The sequence below is a fragment of the Massilia solisilvae genome, from assembly GCF_024753215.1.
In the GTDB taxonomy this organism is placed as follows: Bacteria; Pseudomonadota; Gammaproteobacteria; order Burkholderiales; family Burkholderiaceae_D; genus Telluria; species Telluria solisilvae.
Map to the genome: position 1 here is coordinate 435,020 of NZ_JANUGV010000002.1, position 16,522 is coordinate 451,541.

Annotated in this window: 14 protein-coding genes; 6 read left to right on the forward strand and 8 right to left on the reverse strand. The window is 68.7% G+C overall.

The genetic code is table 11. The annotated features are described in order from the left end of the window. Positions 1-28 precede the first annotated feature (28 nt). The 5 genes from NX773_RS10145 (at position 29) to NX773_RS10165 (ending at position 5,974) form a co-directional block, all read left to right on the forward strand. A complete protein-coding gene (locus NX773_RS10145) occupies positions 29-391 on the forward strand; it encodes a hypothetical protein (RefSeq protein ID WP_258856215.1) in 363 nt (120 codons plus the stop codon). 201 nt (positions 392-592) lie between these two features. Further along, positions 593-2,458, forward strand: a complete 1,866-nt coding sequence (gene dxs, locus NX773_RS10150) for a 1-deoxy-D-xylulose-5-phosphate synthase (protein ID WP_258856216.1) — start codon at positions 593-595, stop codon at positions 2,456-2,458. A 22-nt stretch (positions 2,459-2,480) separates the two neighbouring features. Next, on the forward strand, positions 2,481-3,308 hold the full coding sequence (gene hpnD, locus NX773_RS10155; protein ID WP_258856217.1) for a presqualene diphosphate synthase HpnD: 828 nt from the start codon (positions 2,481-2,483) through the stop codon (positions 3,306-3,308). Positions 3,309-3,338: 30 nt separating this feature from the next. After that, positions 3,339-5,303: a squalene--hopene cyclase gene (shc, locus tag NX773_RS10160; protein ID WP_258856725.1), complete on the forward strand. Its 1,965-nt coding sequence runs from the start codon at positions 3,339-3,341 to the stop codon at positions 5,301-5,303. Then, entirely contained in the window at positions 5,300-5,974 is a 675-nt protein-coding gene (locus NX773_RS10165; protein ID WP_258856218.1) for a phosphorylase family protein, read from the forward strand. The genes shc and NX773_RS10165 overlap by 4 nt, the downstream gene beginning before the upstream one ends. On the opposite strand, the gene NX773_RS10170 is transcribed toward NX773_RS10165, so the two are convergent. Both NX773_RS10170 and hpnN read right to left on the reverse strand, forming a co-directional pair. Next, positions 5,962-6,702, reverse strand: coding sequence for an MlaA family lipoprotein (locus NX773_RS10170; RefSeq protein WP_307728522.1), 741 nt, complete (start codon positions 6,700-6,702; stop codon positions 5,962-5,964). The genes NX773_RS10165 and NX773_RS10170 overlap by 13 nt on opposite strands. Further along, the gene (gene hpnN, locus NX773_RS10175; RefSeq protein WP_258856219.1) at positions 6,702-9,314 is read right to left on the reverse strand and encodes a hopanoid transporter HpnN; all 2,613 of its coding nucleotides are present in this window, start codon (positions 9,312-9,314) and stop codon (positions 6,702-6,704) included. The genes NX773_RS10170 and hpnN overlap by 1 nt, the downstream gene beginning before the upstream one ends. Positions 9,315-9,422: 108 nt before the next feature. On the opposite strand from hpnN, the gene NX773_RS10180 reads away from it, so the two are divergent. Next, positions 9,423-10,040 (forward strand): MlaC/ttg2D family ABC transporter substrate-binding protein, encoded by a 618-nt coding sequence (locus tag NX773_RS10180; protein WP_258856220.1) that lies wholly within the window; start codon positions 9,423-9,425, stop codon positions 10,038-10,040. On the opposite strand, the gene NX773_RS10185 is transcribed toward NX773_RS10180, so the two are convergent. Genes NX773_RS10185 through ispH form a run of 6 tightly spaced genes read right to left on the reverse strand, consistent with a single transcriptional unit; the run spans position 10,037 to position 16,499 of the window. Then, positions 10,037-11,029 (reverse strand): lysylphosphatidylglycerol synthase domain-containing protein, encoded by a 993-nt coding sequence (locus tag NX773_RS10185; RefSeq protein WP_258856221.1) that lies wholly within the window; start codon positions 11,027-11,029, stop codon positions 10,037-10,039. The genes NX773_RS10180 and NX773_RS10185 overlap by 4 nt on opposite strands. Then, positions 11,026-11,865 carry a hopanoid biosynthesis-associated protein HpnK gene (hpnK, locus tag NX773_RS10190; protein WP_258856222.1) on the reverse strand — a complete coding sequence of 280 codons (840 nt, stop codon included), beginning with the start codon at positions 11,863-11,865 and terminating at the stop codon, positions 11,026-11,028. Before hpnK ends, NX773_RS10185 begins: the two co-directional genes overlap by 4 nt. A gap of 7 nt (positions 11,866-11,872) precedes the next feature. Further along, positions 11,873-13,303 (reverse strand): hopanoid biosynthesis associated radical SAM protein HpnJ, encoded by a 1,431-nt coding sequence (hpnJ, locus tag NX773_RS10195; RefSeq protein ID WP_258856223.1) that lies wholly within the window; start codon positions 13,301-13,303, stop codon positions 11,873-11,875. Continuing rightward, the gene (hpnI, locus tag NX773_RS10200; protein ID WP_258856224.1) at positions 13,300-14,397 is read right to left on the reverse strand and encodes a bacteriohopanetetrol glucosamine biosynthesis glycosyltransferase HpnI; all 1,098 of its coding nucleotides are present in this window, start codon (positions 14,395-14,397) and stop codon (positions 13,300-13,302) included. Before hpnI ends, hpnJ begins: the two co-directional genes overlap by 4 nt. Positions 14,398-14,412: 15 nt before the next feature. Next, positions 14,413-15,543, reverse strand: coding sequence for an adenosyl-hopene transferase HpnH (hpnH, locus tag NX773_RS10205; RefSeq protein ID WP_258856225.1), 1,131 nt, complete (start codon positions 15,541-15,543; stop codon positions 14,413-14,415). Between the two features lie 11 nt (positions 15,544-15,554). Further along, on the reverse strand, positions 15,555-16,499 hold the full coding sequence (ispH, locus tag NX773_RS10210; RefSeq protein WP_258856726.1) for a 4-hydroxy-3-methylbut-2-enyl diphosphate reductase: 945 nt from the start codon (positions 16,497-16,499) through the stop codon (positions 15,555-15,557). Between the last annotated feature and the right edge of the window lie 23 nt (positions 16,500-16,522).

Sequence of the window (16,522 nt, forward strand, 5' to 3'; positions counted from 1 at the left end):
CATATTGCCACTTGAAAGGGAAGTCATCATGACCACGACCGTCGTCGGCGTGTTCGAGGAGTTCGGCCCTGCGTTCTCGGCCAAGAACGAATTGATCGCGTCCGGCTTTTCATGGACCGCGGTCCAGCTCGTGCCCGACCACGAGATACCGCTGAGAGAGCGCAGCGCCACGCCGCACACCGATCCGAACTCGGTCAGCTTCAAGATGCAGACCCTGTTCACGGGACTGTTCGGCGCGCGCGATACCTCGCACAGCAATCTCTACGCCGAAGCGGTGCGCCGCGGCGGCTATGTGGTGACGGTCGATACGCATGATGCCGCCGAACGCGCGCGCGCCGAGGAAGGGCTGCGGCGCTTCAATCCGGCGATCGTCGAAGCGCGCGCCACCTGAGCCGCAAATGGTGTCCTTGTTTCCCGCGTGCTTTTGCGTGCACGCTTGGGTTGGCGCGCGATGCCGGCATCGTGTGATCGTTCTAGAATGGGTGCTTGACTGGCCAGCACGCCCGCCGCATGCCGCCACATCCATTCCGGTGGCGGGGCACTGGATGCGCAGGCCGGCTCGCGCGCGGAGCATCGTGCGGAGGAAGGCGCAATGAATCTTCTCGAGTCAATCAACGATCCGGCACAGCTGCGCAAGCTGCCTCCGGAGCTACTGCGGCCGCTGGCGGACGAACTGCGCCAGTTCCTGCTCGATTCGGTGTCGCAAACCGGCGGGCACCTGTCATCGAACCTGGGAACGGTGGAGCTGACGATCGCGCTGCACTACGTGTTCGATACGCCGCGCGACCGCCTGGTATGGGACGTCGGGCACCAGACCTACCCCCATAAAATCCTCACCGGCCGGCGCGAGCGCATGCACACGTTGCGCCAGCTGGGCGGCATTTCTGGCTTCCCGCGGCGCGACGAAAGCCGCTACGACACCTTCGGCACGGCGCACTCGTCCACCTCGATCTCGGCCGCGCTGGGCATGGCGCATGCCGCGCGCCTGAAGGGCGAGCACTGCAAGGCGATCGCGGTGATCGGCGACGGCGCCATGAGCGCGGGGCTGGCGTTCGAGGCGCTGAACAACGCCGGCATCGATGAGGACCTGGACCTGCTGGTGGTCCTGAACGACAACGACATGTCGATCTCGCCGCCGGTGGGGGCCCTGAACGGCTACCTGGCGCGGCTGATGTCGGGCCGCTTCTACGCGGCGGCGCGCAACGTGAGCCGCAGGTTGCCGGGGCCGGTGCGCGAGCTGGCGCGCCGCATCGAGGAGCACGCCAAGGGCATGGTGGTGCCGCCGGCCACGCTGTTCGAGGAATTCGGCTTTCACTACATCGGCCCCATCGACGGCCACGACCTGGACGCCCTGGTGCCCACGCTGCAGAATATCCGCGACCTCAAGGGGCCGCAGTTCCTGCACGTGGTCACAAAGAAGGGGCAGGGCTACAAGCTGGCCGAGGCCGATCCGATCCTCTACCACGGCACCGGCAAGTTCAATCCCAGCGTGGGCATCGTGCCGGCGCAGTCGCGCACGACCTACACCGAAGTGTTCGGCGAATGGCTGTGCGACATGGCGGCCGTGGACCGGCGCCTGGTCGGCATTACGCCTGCGATGCGCGAAGGTTCGGGGCTGGTGCGCTTCGAGCAGCGGTTCCCCGAGCGGTATTTCGACGTTGGCATCGCCGAGCAGCACGCGGTGACATTCGGCGCCGGCCTCGCGGCGGAAGGGATGAAACCGGTGGTGGCGATCTATTCGACCTTTTTGCAGCGCGCCTACGACCAGCTGATCCACGACGTGGCGCTGCAGAACCTGGACGTGACTTTTGCGCTCGACCGCGCCGGGCTGGTAGGGCCGGACGGCGCCACGCACGCGGGGAACTACGACATCGCTTTCGTGCGTTGCGTGCCGCACATGGTGCTGATGGCGGCATCGGACGAGAACGAATGCCGGCGCATGTTGACGACTGCCTTCCACTATCCCGGCCCGGCTGCGGTGCGCTATCCGCGCGGGGCGGGGCCGGGAGTGCCTGTCGAGCGCGAGCTGTCGGCCATTGAACTGGGCAAGGCCGAGGTGCGCCGGCAGGGCAAGGACATCGCGATTCTCGCGTTCGGTTCGATGGTGGCGCCCAGCCTGGCGGCGGGCGCCGAGCTGGGGGCGACGGTGGCCAACATGCGCTTCATCAAACCGCTGGACGTGGAGCTGGCCGTGCGACTGGCGCGCGAGCACGCGCGGGTCGTCACGGTGGAGGAGGGGAGCGTGATGGGTGGGGCCGGGGCGGCGGTGGCGGAAGCGCTGGCCGCGGCCGGCGTGGTGAAGCCCTTGTTGATGCTGGGCCTGCCCGACCGCTTCATCGAGCATGGCGATCCGGCGCTGCTGCTGGCCAGCGTCGGCCTGGACGCCAAGGGAATCGCCGCGTCGATCCGGCAGCGCTTCGGCACGGCCGAGCCGCGCCTTGTCGTCAGCAACGGGTGAGCAGCCGGGGCAAGGGGTGGCCATGCACGCACAATCGCTTTCCATGGGCGCGGGCTCGCCGGCTGCGGCAGGCAGCTCGTTCTATCTGGCGATGCGGCTGCTGCCGGCGCCCAGGCGCGACGCCATGTTCTCGATTTACGGATTCTGCCGCGCGGTGGACGACATTGCCGACAGCCTGGCGCCTGCCCACGTGCGGCGCGCAGGACTGGAGCAGTGGCGGCGCGACATCGACGACTGCTACGGCGGCCAGGCGCCGGCAGGGCTGCGTGTGCTGGGCCGGCACATCGAAGAGTACGGCCTTGCGCGCGAGGACTTCCACAGCGTGATCGACGGGATGCTGATGGACGCCGGCGGCGAACCGCTGTGCGCGCCCGACGCCGCCACGCTCGACCTGTACTGCGACCGCGTGGCCAGCGCCGTCGGCCGCCTGTCCGTGAAGGTGTTCGGCATGCCACGCGCCGACGGCATCGCGCTGGCCCATCATCTTGGGCGCGCGCTACAGCTGACCAACATCCTGCGCGACATCGACGAGGACGCCGCGCTGGGCCGGGTGTACCTGCCAGGCGAGGCGCTGCGCGGTGCGGGCGTGGCGCCGGGCAGCGCGGCCGGTATCGTGGACGACCCGGCGCTGCCGGATGCCTGTGCGCGCGTCGTCCCGCAGGTGCAGGCGCATTTTCGTCATGCCGAAGCGATTCTCAGGCACAGCCGTTGCCGCACCGCGCACATGATGAGTGCGGCCTACCAGGCGGTGCTGGCGCGGCTGCTCGCGCGTGGATGGGAGGCGCCACGCGCGCCGGTCAAGGTGCCACGGGTGCAGAAGATCGGCATCCTGCTGCGCCACCTGATGTGATTGCCGCCGGCGGTGCCCGTGTCCGTGACCATGCGCCATCCCGACTTTGCCACTCCGCTGCCAGCCGCCATCGCCCGGACCAGGTCCGTCGCCGTGCATCAGGCCGTGCAGCGGGCGCTGGCCGCGGTGCTGGCAGAGCAAAAGAGCGACGGCCATTGGGTGTACGAGCTGGAAGCCGACGCGACCATCCCGTCCGAGTACGTGCTGATGGTGCACTACCTTGGCGAGCCGCCCATTGCGGCGCGCGAGGCGCGCATCGCACGCTACCTGCGGCGCATCCAGAACGAGGATGGCGGCTGGCCGCTGTTCCACGGCGGACCCTATGACCCGAGCGCGAGCGTGAAGGCCTATTTTGCGCTCAAGATGATCGGCGACTCGCCGCACGCGCCGCACATGAGACGGGCACGTGCAGCGATACGCGCGCATGGTGGCGCGGAGCGCTGCAATGTCTTTACCCGGGTGCTGCTGGCCCTGTTCGGCCAGGTGCCGTGGGCGTCGGTGCCATGCATGCCGGTGGAGATTGCGCTGCTGCCGCGCTGGTTTCCGTTTCACCTGTCGCGGGTCTCGTACTGGACGCGCACGGTGCTGGTTCCGCTGCTGGTGCTGGCCGCGCTCAGGCCGCGCGCGCGCAACCCGCGCCGCGTGCGCATCGACGAGCTGTTCATCGAGGCGCCGGACACGCTGCGCCTGGCGCCGCGCGCCCCGCACCAGCGCAGGTTCTGGTACGCGCTGTTCCGCTCGGTCGATGCCCAGTTGCGGTGGGCGGAGCGGCAACTGGCGGCCTCGCTGCGCGAACACGCGATTCAGACCGCTGCCGCCTTCGTCCGCGAGCGCCTGAACGGCGAGCACGGGCTGGGCGGCATCTTTCCGGCGATGGTCAATGCTCTGTTGATGTTCGAGGTGCTGGGCGAACGCACTGGTGCGGCCACCGCGCGCGATGCGGTCGAACGACTGCTGGTCGATCGCGGCGACGAGACCTACTGCCAGCCGTGCCTGTCGCCCGTGTGGGACACCGCGCTCATGTGCCACGCGCTGCTGGAATGCGGCGAGCCGGCGGCCAGCGCTGCCGCCCGGCGCGCATTGGACTGGCTGCGCCAGCTGCAAGTGCTCGACCTGGCCGGCGACTGGAGCGAGCGCCGGCCGGACCTGCGCCCGGGAGGTTGGGCATTCCAGTACGCGAACCCGGCCTACCCGGATGTGGATGACACGGCGGTGGTGGCAATGGCCATGCACCGGGCGATGTCGATGGACCCGGCGGCGGCCTACGGGGATGCGGTTGCGCGTGCTTGCGAATGGGTGGTCGGCATGCAAAGCCGCTGCGGCGGCTGGGGCGCCTTCGACGCGGACAATACCTGCCGCTACCTGAACAACATCCCGTTTTCCGACCATGGGGCCCTGCTCGATCCACCGACGGCCGACGTGTCCGCGCGCTGCCTGTCGATGCTGGCCCAGCTCAACGCCGCGCCGGCAGCGGGCAGGCGCGCGCTGCGCTGGCTGCTGCGCGCGCAGGAGAAGGACGGCAGCTGGTACGGGCGCTGGGGGATGAATTACATCTACGGCACATGGAGTGCCCTGTGCGCGCTGGGCGCCGCGGGCGTGGATGCCGGTGCGCGCCCGGTGGCGCGCGCGGCGGCCTGGCTGGCGGCGGTGCAGAATCCGGACGGCGGCTGGGGCGAGGACGGCAGCAGCTATGCGCTCGACTACGACGGCTACCGGCCAGCGCCCAGTACGCCGTCGCAGACTGCCTGGGCAGTGCTTGGACTGATCGCGGCCGGGGCCATCGACCACGCGGCGGTGGCGCGGGGGATCGACTGGCTGGTGCGCGAACAGCGCAAGGACGGGTTGTGGGACGAACCGTGCCATACCGCGACCGGGTTCGAGCGCGTGTTCTACCTGCGCTACCACGGCTATGCGCGCTATTTTCCCCTGTGGGCGCTGGCCCGCTATCGGAGGCTGAAGCAGCAGGGCAGCCGCAACGTGGGCCTGGGGATGTGAGCCAGCCTGCCCGCCATGTGATCGCGGTGTGCGGCCTTCATTTCGAAGCCGCGATCGCGCGCGGCCCCGGGGTGCAAACCTTTTGCGCAACGGGCGCCGCGATCGCACTGCTGCCCGAGCTGGCGCGCGCTGCCGCAGGCTGCGCGGGCATCGTCAGCTTTGGCTGCGCTGCCGGCCTCGATCCCGCGCTCGCGCCCGGCGATTGCCTGCTCGCGGACCAGGTGCTGTGGCCGGGTGGCTCGCTCGTACCGGATCCGCGCTGGCTGCGTGCGCTGCGCGAGCGGCTGCCGGCGGCGCACGGCGGTGTGCTCGCATGCGTCGATGATCCCGTGGCCAGCCGGGAGGAGAAGTCGCGGCTGTGGGCGGCAAGCGGCGCGCGCGCGGCGGACATGGAGTCGCACCACGTCGCGCGCATCGCGGCCCGACACGGCTTGCCTTTCGTCGCATTGCGCGTGGTGGTCGATCCGGCCGCACGCAACCTGCCGCCGTGCGCCATCGCGGCGATGAAGGAGGACGGCGGCATTGCGGCCGGACCGTTCCTGCGTTCGCTTGCGGCGCATCCGGGCCAGGCAGGGGCCGTGTTCGCGCTGGCGACGGACGCACGCGCCGCGCGTCGCGGCCTCGTCCGCGCCCGCGCGCTGGCGGGGCCGCTCTTCGCTTACCTACCTTGAGGCTGCCCCGGCGCGGCCTCGCGCTCGTATTCAGGCAGCTCCTGTTCCTGCCCACCGCGTTCCTGCGCGCGCCGGTGGCCGAGCCAGGCGTCGCGCGTGAAAAGGTACTTGTCCAGTGCCGCTTCTTCCAGCAAGTTTGTGGCGTTCAGGTAGCGTGCCCGCGTGCTGATGAAATCGACGCCCCACAGCGTATTGCGCGTGGCCGGCTCGGTCTGGTTCACGGGCGCCATGTACTGGTCCACACCGAAGCCGGCGGCGTCGCGGAAGGTGCTCGGGCCAAACAGCGGCAGCACCAGGTAAGGCCCGGAGGGCATGCCGTAATGGGCGAGGGTAAGGCCGAAGTCCTGGTCGTGGCGCTCGATGCCAGCCGGCGTGGCGATGTCGATCGTGCCCAGGATGCCGAAGGTGGTGTTGACCGCCACCCGCGCCAGGTCCTGCATGCCGTCGGAGATGCGCAGCTGAAGGAAGTCGTTGAACATCACGGTCACGTCGCCCAGGTTGGCGAAGAAATTGTCGACCGCCGTGCGCACCGGCTGCGGCACCACCTTGTTGTAGCCCTTGGCCACCGGCTTGGCGACGGCGCGGTCGAGGGCGTCGTTGAAGCGGTAGGTTGCCCGGTTGAGCGGCTCGAGCGGATCCTGCGGGTTGCGGTCCGGCCCCGTGGCGCAACCGCCAATGGCGAGGAGGCCGGCCATGGCGAGTGCGCCGGCGCTGCGGTTTTTGTTCATCACTTGCTCCTTGGTTTGGCTCGCGGCTTGCCCATCAAAATGGGCTGGAAGAACACCGCGCCGATCAGCGTGCATCCGAGCGCGAGCACCAGCAGCTTGCCCATGCTGGCGGTCCCGGGATGGTTGGACAGCCACAGGCTGCCGAAGGCCGTGCCGGTGGTGGCGGCCGACAGGATGATCGCCTGCGTCAGCCCGTGCTGCAGCAGCTCGGTGGCGCCGCCGCGCCAGGCCATCACGTAATAGATTTTGAAGGCGACGCCCACGCCGAGCAGCAAGGGCAGCGCAATGATGTTGGCGAAGTTAAGCTTGATGTTCAGGAGAACACACAGCTCGAGCGTGAACAGCCCGGACACAAGCAGCGGCACCATCGTGAGCAGCACGTCATCGACACGGCGAAAGGTGATCCACAACAGCACCGTGATTGCCAGCACGGCCAGCAGCGCCGCGTGGATGAACGCCTGCACCACCACGTGCGCGGCGTTGAGCACGGAGATCGGCCCGCCGGTCGCGCCTGGGGCCACGCGCTGCACGGCGTCCGCGAAATTGCGCAGTTGGGTGTCGTCGCCGGGGGCGACGCCTGGCGCCTTGCGTGGTGCGATGTCCAGCAGCGCGCGCCCGTCGCGCGCCACCCAGTCGCGCCGCAATTCGGGCGGCACGTTGTCCAGCGTAACCCGTTGCGGATGCAGCGCTTTCCGCAGCGATGCCAGCGAAAGCCTGAGTGGATCGGCCAGCGCGTGCTCCGCGCGGTCGCGCGCCTGTGGCGGCGCCTTGGCCAGCGCGGTGAGGTTGTCCGCGAGGCGCCGGGCAGGCGCCTCGCCCGCGCCGGGATAATCGAGCGCAGCGTTGCGCAGCGCGCGCGCCGCCGAGCGCAAGGCCGACACCCGCTCGCTATCGCCGGCTGCTGGCGCGGGTGGCTGCGCCAGTGCAGGGTCGAGGGCGGCGGCGAGCGTCGCAATCAGGGCCAGCTTTTCGTCCTGCCGCTCGGGGACGAAGCTTGCCAGCGTCATCACACGCGAGACCTCGGACAGCCGGGCGACGCGCTCGCCGAGCGCGCTGGCCGCGGCAAGCGTGGGCGCGAGCACCTGCACGTTGTCGATGCCGATCTCGCCTGTGCCAGCCAGCGGACGCAGCGTTTTCATCGATTCGCTCGAAGGGTCTTTCAGGTGCAGCGGGTTGAAGTCGAAATGCAGGTGCCACAGCAACGGAACGCCGGCCAGCACCACCGCGATGGTGCCGTACAGGAGGCCCTTGCGATGGGCCTGGAACGTGTGGTCCACCGGGGCCAGCCAGCGGTAGCCCGGCATCGAGGATGCGCCCGGCGGGTTGAGCACCTTGATCAGCGCCGGCAGGATGGTGAAGCAGGTGGGGAAGGCGACGAACAGGATGCCCACGCCCGCGATCTCGCCCAGCTCCGCCACGCCGCGGTAGGCCGTAGGCAGGAATGCGAAAAAGCCGATGGCAGTCGCCACCGCGGCGAGCGTGAGCGGCAGCGAAATCGTGCGTGACACGGCCAGCAGTGCGGTGTGCGTGTCGCCGATCTCGAGCAGGCGCGCACGAAAGCGCATCCCGAACTGGATGCCGAAGTCCACCCCGATGCCGACGAACAGCATGGCGAACGCAACCGAGATGATGTTGAAGGAACCGACCAGCAGCAGGCCCAGGGCCGCCGTCAGCGCCAGCCCGCCGAGCATGGTCAGGAACACCGCCGCTACCAGCTTCATCGAGCGCAGGGCCAGCCACAGGATCAGCAGGACGAACGCGAACGTGACCGCGGTGCTGATTGTCGAACCCTCCTGCACCGAGGAGAACTCGTCGTCGGACAGCGGGACCGAGCCGGTCAGGCCCACTGTCGCGCCGTAGCGCGGCCCGAGCCGCAATTCGTTGGCAGCGGCGCGGATCGCGTCCGACGAAGCGGCGCCCGGCTGCAGCTCGTCAAAGCGCAGGACCGGCACCACCTCCACCAGGCTGTGCACGCCGCCGCCCTCGGGGTTGGCCGCGTTGGCCAGCGCCGTCCACGACAGGGCGGCCGGCCGGCCCACCAGCGCTGTGTCCACCACGTCGGCGGTCTTGTCCAGCAGCGGCGCCATGTCGGCCAGCTTGAGCTGTCCGGTTTGCAGCGGCGTGAGGAGCGTCACTGCCAGCAGGTTGGACAGCCCGCGCAGCGACGGGTCGTGTGCCAGCGCGTTCAACAGCGGCCGGGCGTCGGTCAGTTGCTGGTGCAGTGCGGCGATCTGCTCCACCGAAAGGAACAGCAGGCCATTGCGCGCAAAGAAATCGCTGTCGGCGCCAAGGCCGACCGACCGGAACAGTGCATGCTGTGCGCGCAGGCGTTGTGCCAGCTCGCGTGCGGCTTGTGAGGCAAACTCGGGCGCCGGGGCGCGCACAACCACCAGTGTCGTGTCGCTGCGCTGCGGGAAGGCGGCGCTGATCATGGCGTCGCGCCGCGCCCATTGGGCATCGGGATTGATCAGCGTGCCGACGTCCGTGTTGATGGCGAAATGGCGGGCGACATACACGACGCTGGCTGCGACGAGCACCACGAACACGCCAATCACCAGCCATGAATGGCGGACCGAGGTGTCGATGGTTTTGCAGATGGCGGTGGTCAGCATGTGTGCGGCGAACACGGGCACGACAAGCCAGTTAGACCAGCGAACGCGGCTCGCGACTGCGACCGCGCGCGCTATACTTGGCCGCATGCCGTTCGCGGAGGGATCACCATGAAACCTTACGTCTGGATACCGGTGGCGCTGGTTGTCGCCGCGTCCCATGTTCAAGCCCAGCAGAACGAAAGCCGGCCCGACCGCATGGTGCGGGCCACCATCGACGGCGTGATGGCGGCGATCCACAACGACCCGGTCGCAGCCAAGGGCGACGCCGACAGGATCTACCGGATCGTGCAGCAGAAGTTCCTGCCCAACACCGACTTCATGCTCACCACCCAGTATGCGGTGGGCAAGGAGGCCTGGGCCAAGGCGACGCAGGCGCAGCGCGACGCACTCTTCAGGCAGTTCCAGACCTTGCTCGCGCGGACCTACGCCACCCAGCTGATGCAGATCCGTGGGCAGCAGACGCAGTTCAAGTACCCGCCGATGGCGGCCTTGCCGTCCTCGGCAACGGATGCCGTGGTGCGTACCCAGGTGGTCAGCGGCGGCGATACGATGCCGATCGACTACCGCGTGCACAAGACCGACGCCGGCTGGAAGATCTACGACATCAACATGATGGGTGCGTGGATGATCGTGGTGTACCGCCAGCAGTTTGCTGGCCAGCTGGCAAAGGGCGGGATCGACGGGCTGATCAAGTACCTGGTCGCCCACAACGAGGCGAACGCCTAGTTGCCCGCCCTGCGTGCGCGCAGCTGGCGCGTCTCGACCCATTGCCACGACAGCAGGGCAGGCACGCCGAACAGTGTCTCGCGCATGCGCTTGACCAATGCGAGCGACAGCGCCACGTCGCCGCCGACACCGGCCAGGTAGCCAAACAGGACCACGGCCGCTTCCTGCACGCCCAGCCCGGCGGGCACGAGGAACGCGGCGTGGCGCGTGGCCTGGGTCAGCGCTTCGATTGCCACCGCCGCGGTGATGTCAACCGGGTGGCCGAGCAGGTCGAGGGCGAACCAGGTCTCGAACGAGCCGATGAGGTAGCCCGGGAACTGCCAGCCGAGCGCCCGCAGCAGCCGGCGCGGCTGGTCGAACAGGTGCGCCACCTGGGCGTCGAGGCCCACGGCGTCGAGCCTGAGTGCGATCTGGCTCCGTTTGCCCAGCAGCCGCGCGGCCAGGTCCTGCAGGCGCGCGAAGACCGACCCGCGGCGCAGCATCCAGTATGCCAGCAACGGCAGCGGCAATGTCAGCAGCAGGCTGGCGGCAATGAGCCAGACGTGACCCAGCTCCGACGCCAGGTGTACGATGAGCAGCAACCCAACGCCGCTGAATACGTACAGCACCGTGATCGTCACCATCACTTCGACGATGATGGTCGCGGCGATGGCCGTGCTGTCGGACAGGCGCAGCCGCACGAGCCGGATCCCGACCACTTCGCCGCCGATGCCGACCGATGGCAGCAGCCGCGCCACAGCCTCGCGCACGGAGGCCACCCACAGCAGAAAGCCGTAGCTGGCGTGCCCTGCGCGATTGATCGGCTCCAGCAGCACGAGCCAGGCTTGGGTATCGAAGAGCAGCGGGACGACGTGGAACGGCACAAGCCACAGCAGCGGCCAGCCGGCGCGGCGGAACGCGGCGACGATCGCGGGCCAGCCTTCGTACAGCACCAGTGCCGTGAGCAGCAGCAGCCCGGCCATGCCGCCCAACACCACCAGCCGCTTCATGGCGCATGGGCCAGGTCCGCAAATCCGCCGAACCGAAAGCCGTGCTGGCGCAGCATGTGGTGCACGCGCAGGACACGCGGCGAGGTAAGCGCCGCCAGCTCGTCCGCATGGCGGTAACCGGGCGCGGCACGCGACACCGCGCTGCCGGACTGGGTGGCCGGGTGCAGGTAGATCTCGCCGATGCCGCGCGCCGGCAGGTGCGACAGCGCGGCCAGCAATGCATGCTCGTCGAACCTGCCGGACTGGCGGATGCCGAGCGTGTAGTCGTTGTACCCGATGCCCGCTGCCGCAAGCCGCCGGGCGAGCAGGGCCAGCCACGGCGCCAGCCATGCCGGAGTGTGCGCTTCGCGCGGCAGGCGGATGGCGCGCAGGCCGAACGGGCGGCCGATATCGATCATCATCGACAAAATGGTGGGATGCAAGTGAAAGTGCCGGTGCGCGTTCACGTGATCGAGCGCCAGGCCCGAGGCGGCAAAAGCTTCGAACTGCGCGCTGATTTCGGCGGCCAGCTGGCGGCGCACCGCCGGCAGCAGGAAGAAGCGAAAGCCTTCGCGCACCATCCGGGCGCCGAAGTTACCGTCGGCGTCCACGAGGTCGGGAATGGCGCGGGGCGGCAGTGTCGCCCGGCCATCGGCCAGCACCAGGTGCAGTCCCACGCGCAGGCTCGGGTTGGCTTTCGCACGCGCGATCGCGTCGGCGGCGGCCGGTGCGCCGACCATGAGGCTGGCCGTGGTCAGCACGCCTTCCCGAAAGGCGCGCTCCACCGCCAGGTTCACGCTCACGTGGAGACCAAAGTCGTCGGCCGTGATGATCAGGCCCGGATCACGCGCGGCCACCTTTTCCTCACGAGTGGGTCGCCCCGTGCGAGCGCAGGAAGTGAAAGAACTCGACGCCCTCGCGCAGGCGGCGGCGCGTCATGTCCCAGCTGCCCACCATCTCGCTGACGATCTCCCAGATCTTGGTGGGCCGGAAGTAGAAGCTCTTGTAGAACGCCTCGACGCCGTGATAGATCTCTTCGCTGGACAGGTGCGGGTAGCTGATCGCCGCCAGCTGCACGCCGCTTTCGTTGACCAGGTTGATGGTCCTGTTGGGCGGAATCCAGTCGTTCTCGACCGCCTGCTCGTACAGCCGCGTGCCGGGATAGGGCGCCGCCAGCGACACCTGGATCGTGTGCGGGTTGATCTCCTTGGCGAACGCAATCGATTTGGCGATGGTCTCGCGCGTTTCGCCCGGCAGGCCCAGGATGAATGTGCCGTGCACGGTGATGCCGAGCGCCTTGCAATCGGCGGCAAAGCGGCGCGCGATGTCGGTGCGCAGGCCCTTCTTGATGTTCAGGAGGATCTGGTCGTCGCCGGACTCGTAGCCGACCAGCAGCAGGCGCAGCCCGTTGTCCTTCATGACCTTCAGCGTGGAGTAGGGTACGTTGGCCTTGGCATTGCACGACCATGTCACGCCCAGTTTGCCCAGCCCGCGCGCGATCTCCTCGGCGCGCGGCCTGAAGTCGGTGAAGGTGTCGTCGTCGAACATGATCTCCTTCACCTCGGGCATGTTCTCCTTGATCCAGCGGACCTCTTCCAGCACGTTCTCCGGCGAGCGGGTGCGGTAGCGGTGGCCGCCAACCGTCTGCGGCCACAGGCAGAAGGTGCAGCGCGAGCGGCAGCCGCGCCCGGTGTACAGCGACACGTACGGGTAGTCGAGGTAGCCGATGAAGTAGTTGTGGATGTCCAGGTCGCGCTTGTACACCGGCGAGACGAAGGGCAGCTCGTCCATGTTTTCGATCATTGCGCGCGGCGGGTTGTGGCAGATGGCGCCGTCCGGCGCGCGGTAGCTGATGCCGTCAACCTGCGTCAGCGGCATGCCTTGCGCGATGTCGCGGCAGGTGTAGTCGAATTCCTCGCGCGCGACGAAGTCGATGGCGCGGCTGGCGCGCAGCGATCCTTCGGCATCGACGGCAACCTTGGCGCCGACCATGCCCACCAGCGTGGCCGCATTGCGCTCCTTGAGCAGTTCCGCAAACCGCGCGTCCGTGGGGAACGACGGCGTGCTGGTGTGCAGGATGACGAGTTCGTACTCGCTGGCGATTGCGAGCGCTTGCGCGACCGACAGGCCATCGGCGGGCGCGTCGAGCAGGCGGCTGCCGGGCACCAGCGCGGCGGGCTGGGCCAGCCATGTGGGGTACCAGAACGAGCGGATCTCGCGTTTGGCCTGGTAGCGCGAGCCGGCGCCGCCGTCGAAGCCGTCGAAGGAGGGCGCTTGCAGGAACAGGGTCTTCATCGGATCGGTCCTCTCGTCAGGTGCGGGCGTGGCGCGTCGATCGGCACCGCCTGGCGGCGCCAGCGCGTGGTGGCGCCGGCAAACCCTGCGCACCAGGCCACGAGCAGCAGGCAGTCGCGCAGTGGCGCGTAAAGCACGAGCCGTGGTGCAGGGCGGCGCAGGTGCAGCGTGCAGCGTGCCACGCCAGCCACCAAGGCCGCGGGCCAGCTGCCGGGGCTCAGCCACAGCCCGAGCGCGATCATGGGAAAGGTGAAGGTGATGAACGAGAACGCATAGCCGGCCGGGTTGATCGAGCGGATCGTTTGCAGCCAGCGCCGTTCGCGTGTCCATAGTTCGGCAAAGCTGTGCTCGACCACCTCGGTGGCCACGCACAGCGGCGACAGCACGGTGGCCAGACCCAGTTCGCGCGTGAGTGCGCCGAGCCAGTAGTCGTCCGCCAGCCTGTTGCGCAAGGCTTCGAAGCCACCGATCGCCCGCAGCGTGTCGGCGCGCAGCGCAATCGTGGCGCCGAAGCCGAACGCCGTGCTGCCGAACGCGCTTGCCACGCGCACGGACGGCGCGAACCAGGTGTCGATGAAGAGCGCACCCACGCGGCTCCAGAAGCCGCCGAATGCGCGGCCACGGTACAGGCAGGTGACGATGCCGGTGTGCGCATCGGCCAGCGGCGCCGTCACCTGCGCCAGGTAGTCGCTCGGCACGGCGATGTCGCTGTCGGCAATGACGAGCCAGGGATGGCGTGCATACCGTGCCATGTTGATCAGGTTGCTCACCTTGAAGTTGGTGCCGTACGTGTGCGCGTCCACCACCAGGGCGATGTCGCACGCGGGATGGCGCCGCACCAGGCGTCGCACAACGTCGATGGCGGGGTCATTCGGGTCGCGCACGCCGAATACGATCTGGTACTCGGGCCAATCCTGCTCGCACAGCATGGCAAGGTTGGCTTCCAGGCGCGGCTCGGCGCCACACAGCGGCTTCAGTATCGTGACCGGCCGCGGCTGCGCCGGCGTGCCGCGCCACGTGCGCGCACGGCACAGCAGCGCGGCCAGCGCGTACAGCGTGGACACCAGGACGAGGATGCTGCCGAGCGTGGCCATCGTCGTGTCGTTCCTTCAGGCGCCGTTCGCGCGGCGCCCGCGAATCTCGGCCACCTTGATCGCGACGTGGTGTGCGTGAACGTACTCGGCGGGCCGCTGGCCGTCCAGGGCGATGTCGGGCGCCATGTCGCCGCTGGTGCGCACGCCGGACAGCGCGACCCGGCACGCGGTGAGCGGACGCCTGATCGTGTCCATGACCGCGGTCGCTTCGTAGCCGCTGTGGACCATGCAGTTCGCGCACTTTTCGTAGTGGCCGGTGCCGTAAGCATCCCAGTGCGTCTCTTCCATCAGTTCGCGGAAGGTGCGCACGTAGCCTTCGCCCAGCAGGTAGCACGGGCGCTGCCAGCCGAACACGGTGCGCGCCGGGTTGCCCCACGGGGTGCAGTGATAGGTCTGGTTCCCGGCCAGGAAGTCGAGGAACAGGCTGGACTGGCTGAACGACCAGCGCCGCCCGCCATCGCCCAGCCGCAGGATGTCGCGGAACAGCCGCCGGGTGGCGCCGCGTGCCAGGAAGTGCTGCTGCTCGGGTGCGCGTTCGTAGGCGTAGCCGGGCGAGACGGTGATGCCGTCCACGCCCATGGCCTTCACCTCGTCGAAGAAGCGCGCAACGCGCTCGGGCTGGGCGTCGTTGAACAGCGTGCAGTTGATGTTGACCCGAAAGCCGCGCTCCTTGGCATGGCCGATGGCCGCTACCGCGCGCTCATACACGCCGGGCTGGCACACCGAGCGGTCGTGCATCTGCGCGTCGCCGTCCAGGTGCACCGACCAGATGAAAAACGGACTGGGCTGGTACTGCTCCAGCTTCTTGTCCATCAAAAGCGCGTTGGTGCACAGGTACACGAACTTGCGGCGCGCCACGATGCCGCGCACGATCTCGGGCATGTCCTTGTGCAGCAGCGGTTCGCCGCCGGCGATCGAGACCACTGGCGCGCCACATTCGTCGACCGCGTCCAGGCACTCCCGCGTGGACAGGCGCTGGTCCAGGATCTCGTTTGGGTAGTCGATCTTGCCGCAGCCCGCACACGCGAGATTGCAGCGAAAGAGCGGCTCGAGCATCAGCGCGAGCGGATAGCGGGTCTGTCCCGAGAGGTGCTTGCGCGCGATGTAGGCGCCGACCAGCGCTTTTTGCAGTAGCGGGATCGCCATGCCAGGACTCCTCAGGGTGCCGCGACCTCGGGGGCGCCGGCCAGTTCAGACGGCAGCCGGAACTCGATGTGTTCCTCCAGCCCGTCCATCGATGACACCTCGACCGGGCCGAGCTTGCGCAGCGCCGCGATCACATGCTCGACCATGGCCTCTGGCGCGGAAGCCCCGGCCGTGATCCCGACCACGCCTGCACCGCGCACCCATGCCGGGTCCAGCTCGCCGCCATCGGCCAGCAGGTGGCTGGGGATGCCGCTTTCGGTGCCGATCTCGCGCAGGCGGTTGGAGTTGGAGCTGTTGGTGGCGCCGACGATGAGCAGCACGTCCACCTGCTTGCACAAGGCGCGCACCGCGCGCTGGCGGTTTTGCGTGGCGTAGCAGATGTCGCGCACGTCGGGGCCGACGATATCGGGAAAGCGCCGCTGCAGCACGGCGATCACGTCGCGCGTGTCGTCCACCGACAGCGTGGTTTGCGTGACGTAGGCAATCGGCGTGTCGCCCGGCAGGTCGAGCTGTTCGGCCTCCTGCACGTTCTGCACCAGCACCACGCGGCCGTCGATCTGTCCCATCGTGCCCTCGACCTCGGCGTGGCCCGCGTGGCCGATCAGCACCACCACGCGCCCGGCGGCGGCATACTTGCGTCCCTGGATGTGGACCTTGGTGACCAGCGGGCAGGTCGCGTTGAGCACGTGCAGCTCGCGCGCCGTCGCGTCAGCCTCGACGCGCCGGGCCACGCCGTGGGCACTGAACACCGTCACCGCCCCGGCCGGCACCACGTCGAGCTCGTCGACGAACACCGCGCCCTTGGCCCTGAGCCCGTCAACGACCGCCTTGTTGTGTACGATCTCGTGCCGCACATAGACGGGCGCGCCATACTTTTGCAGCGAGCGTTCGACGATTTCAATGGCACGCACGACACCGGCACAAAAGCCCCGTGGCTGCGCCAGGAGCACGCGCATCGGCTGCGCGCCGTCCTTGGTTT

Bases quoted from the DNA above. Each gene is read 5' to 3' on its own strand.
- NX773_RS10145 (WP_258856215.1), top strand. From the start codon at position 29: ATGACCACGACCGTCGTCGGCGTGTTCGAGGAGTTCGGCCCTGCGTTC.
- dxs (WP_258856216.1), top strand. From the start codon at position 593: ATGAATCTTCTCGAGTCAATCAACGATCCGGCACAGCTGCGCAAGCTG.
- hpnD (WP_258856217.1), top strand. From the start codon at position 2,481: ATGCACGCACAATCGCTTTCCATGGGCGCGGGCTCGCCGGCTGCGGCA.
- shc (WP_258856725.1), top strand. From the start codon at position 3,339: ATGCGCCATCCCGACTTTGCCACTCCGCTGCCAGCCGCCATCGCCCGG.
- NX773_RS10170 (WP_307728522.1), bottom strand. From the start codon at position 6,702: ATGAACAAAAACCGCAGCGCCGGCGCACTCGCCATGGCCGGCCTCCTC.
- hpnN (WP_258856219.1), bottom strand. From the start codon at position 9,314: ATGCTGACCACCGCCATCTGCAAAACCATCGACACCTCGGTCCGCCAT.
- NX773_RS10180 (WP_258856220.1), top strand. From the start codon at position 9,423: ATGAAACCTTACGTCTGGATACCGGTGGCGCTGGTTGTCGCCGCGTCC.
- NX773_RS10185 (WP_258856221.1), bottom strand. From the start codon at position 11,029: ATGAAGCGGCTGGTGGTGTTGGGCGGCATGGCCGGGCTGCTGCTGCTC.
- hpnJ (WP_258856223.1), bottom strand. From the start codon at position 13,303: ATGAAGACCCTGTTCCTGCAAGCGCCCTCCTTCGACGGCTTCGACGGC.
- hpnI (WP_258856224.1), bottom strand. From the start codon at position 14,397: ATGGCCACGCTCGGCAGCATCCTCGTCCTGGTGTCCACGCTGTACGCG.
- hpnH (WP_258856225.1), bottom strand. From the start codon at position 15,543: ATGGCGATCCCGCTACTGCAAAAAGCGCTGGTCGGCGCCTACATCGCG.
- ispH (WP_258856726.1), bottom strand. From the start codon at position 16,499: ATGCGCGTGCTCCTGGCGCAGCCACGGGGCTTTTGTGCCGGTGTCGTG.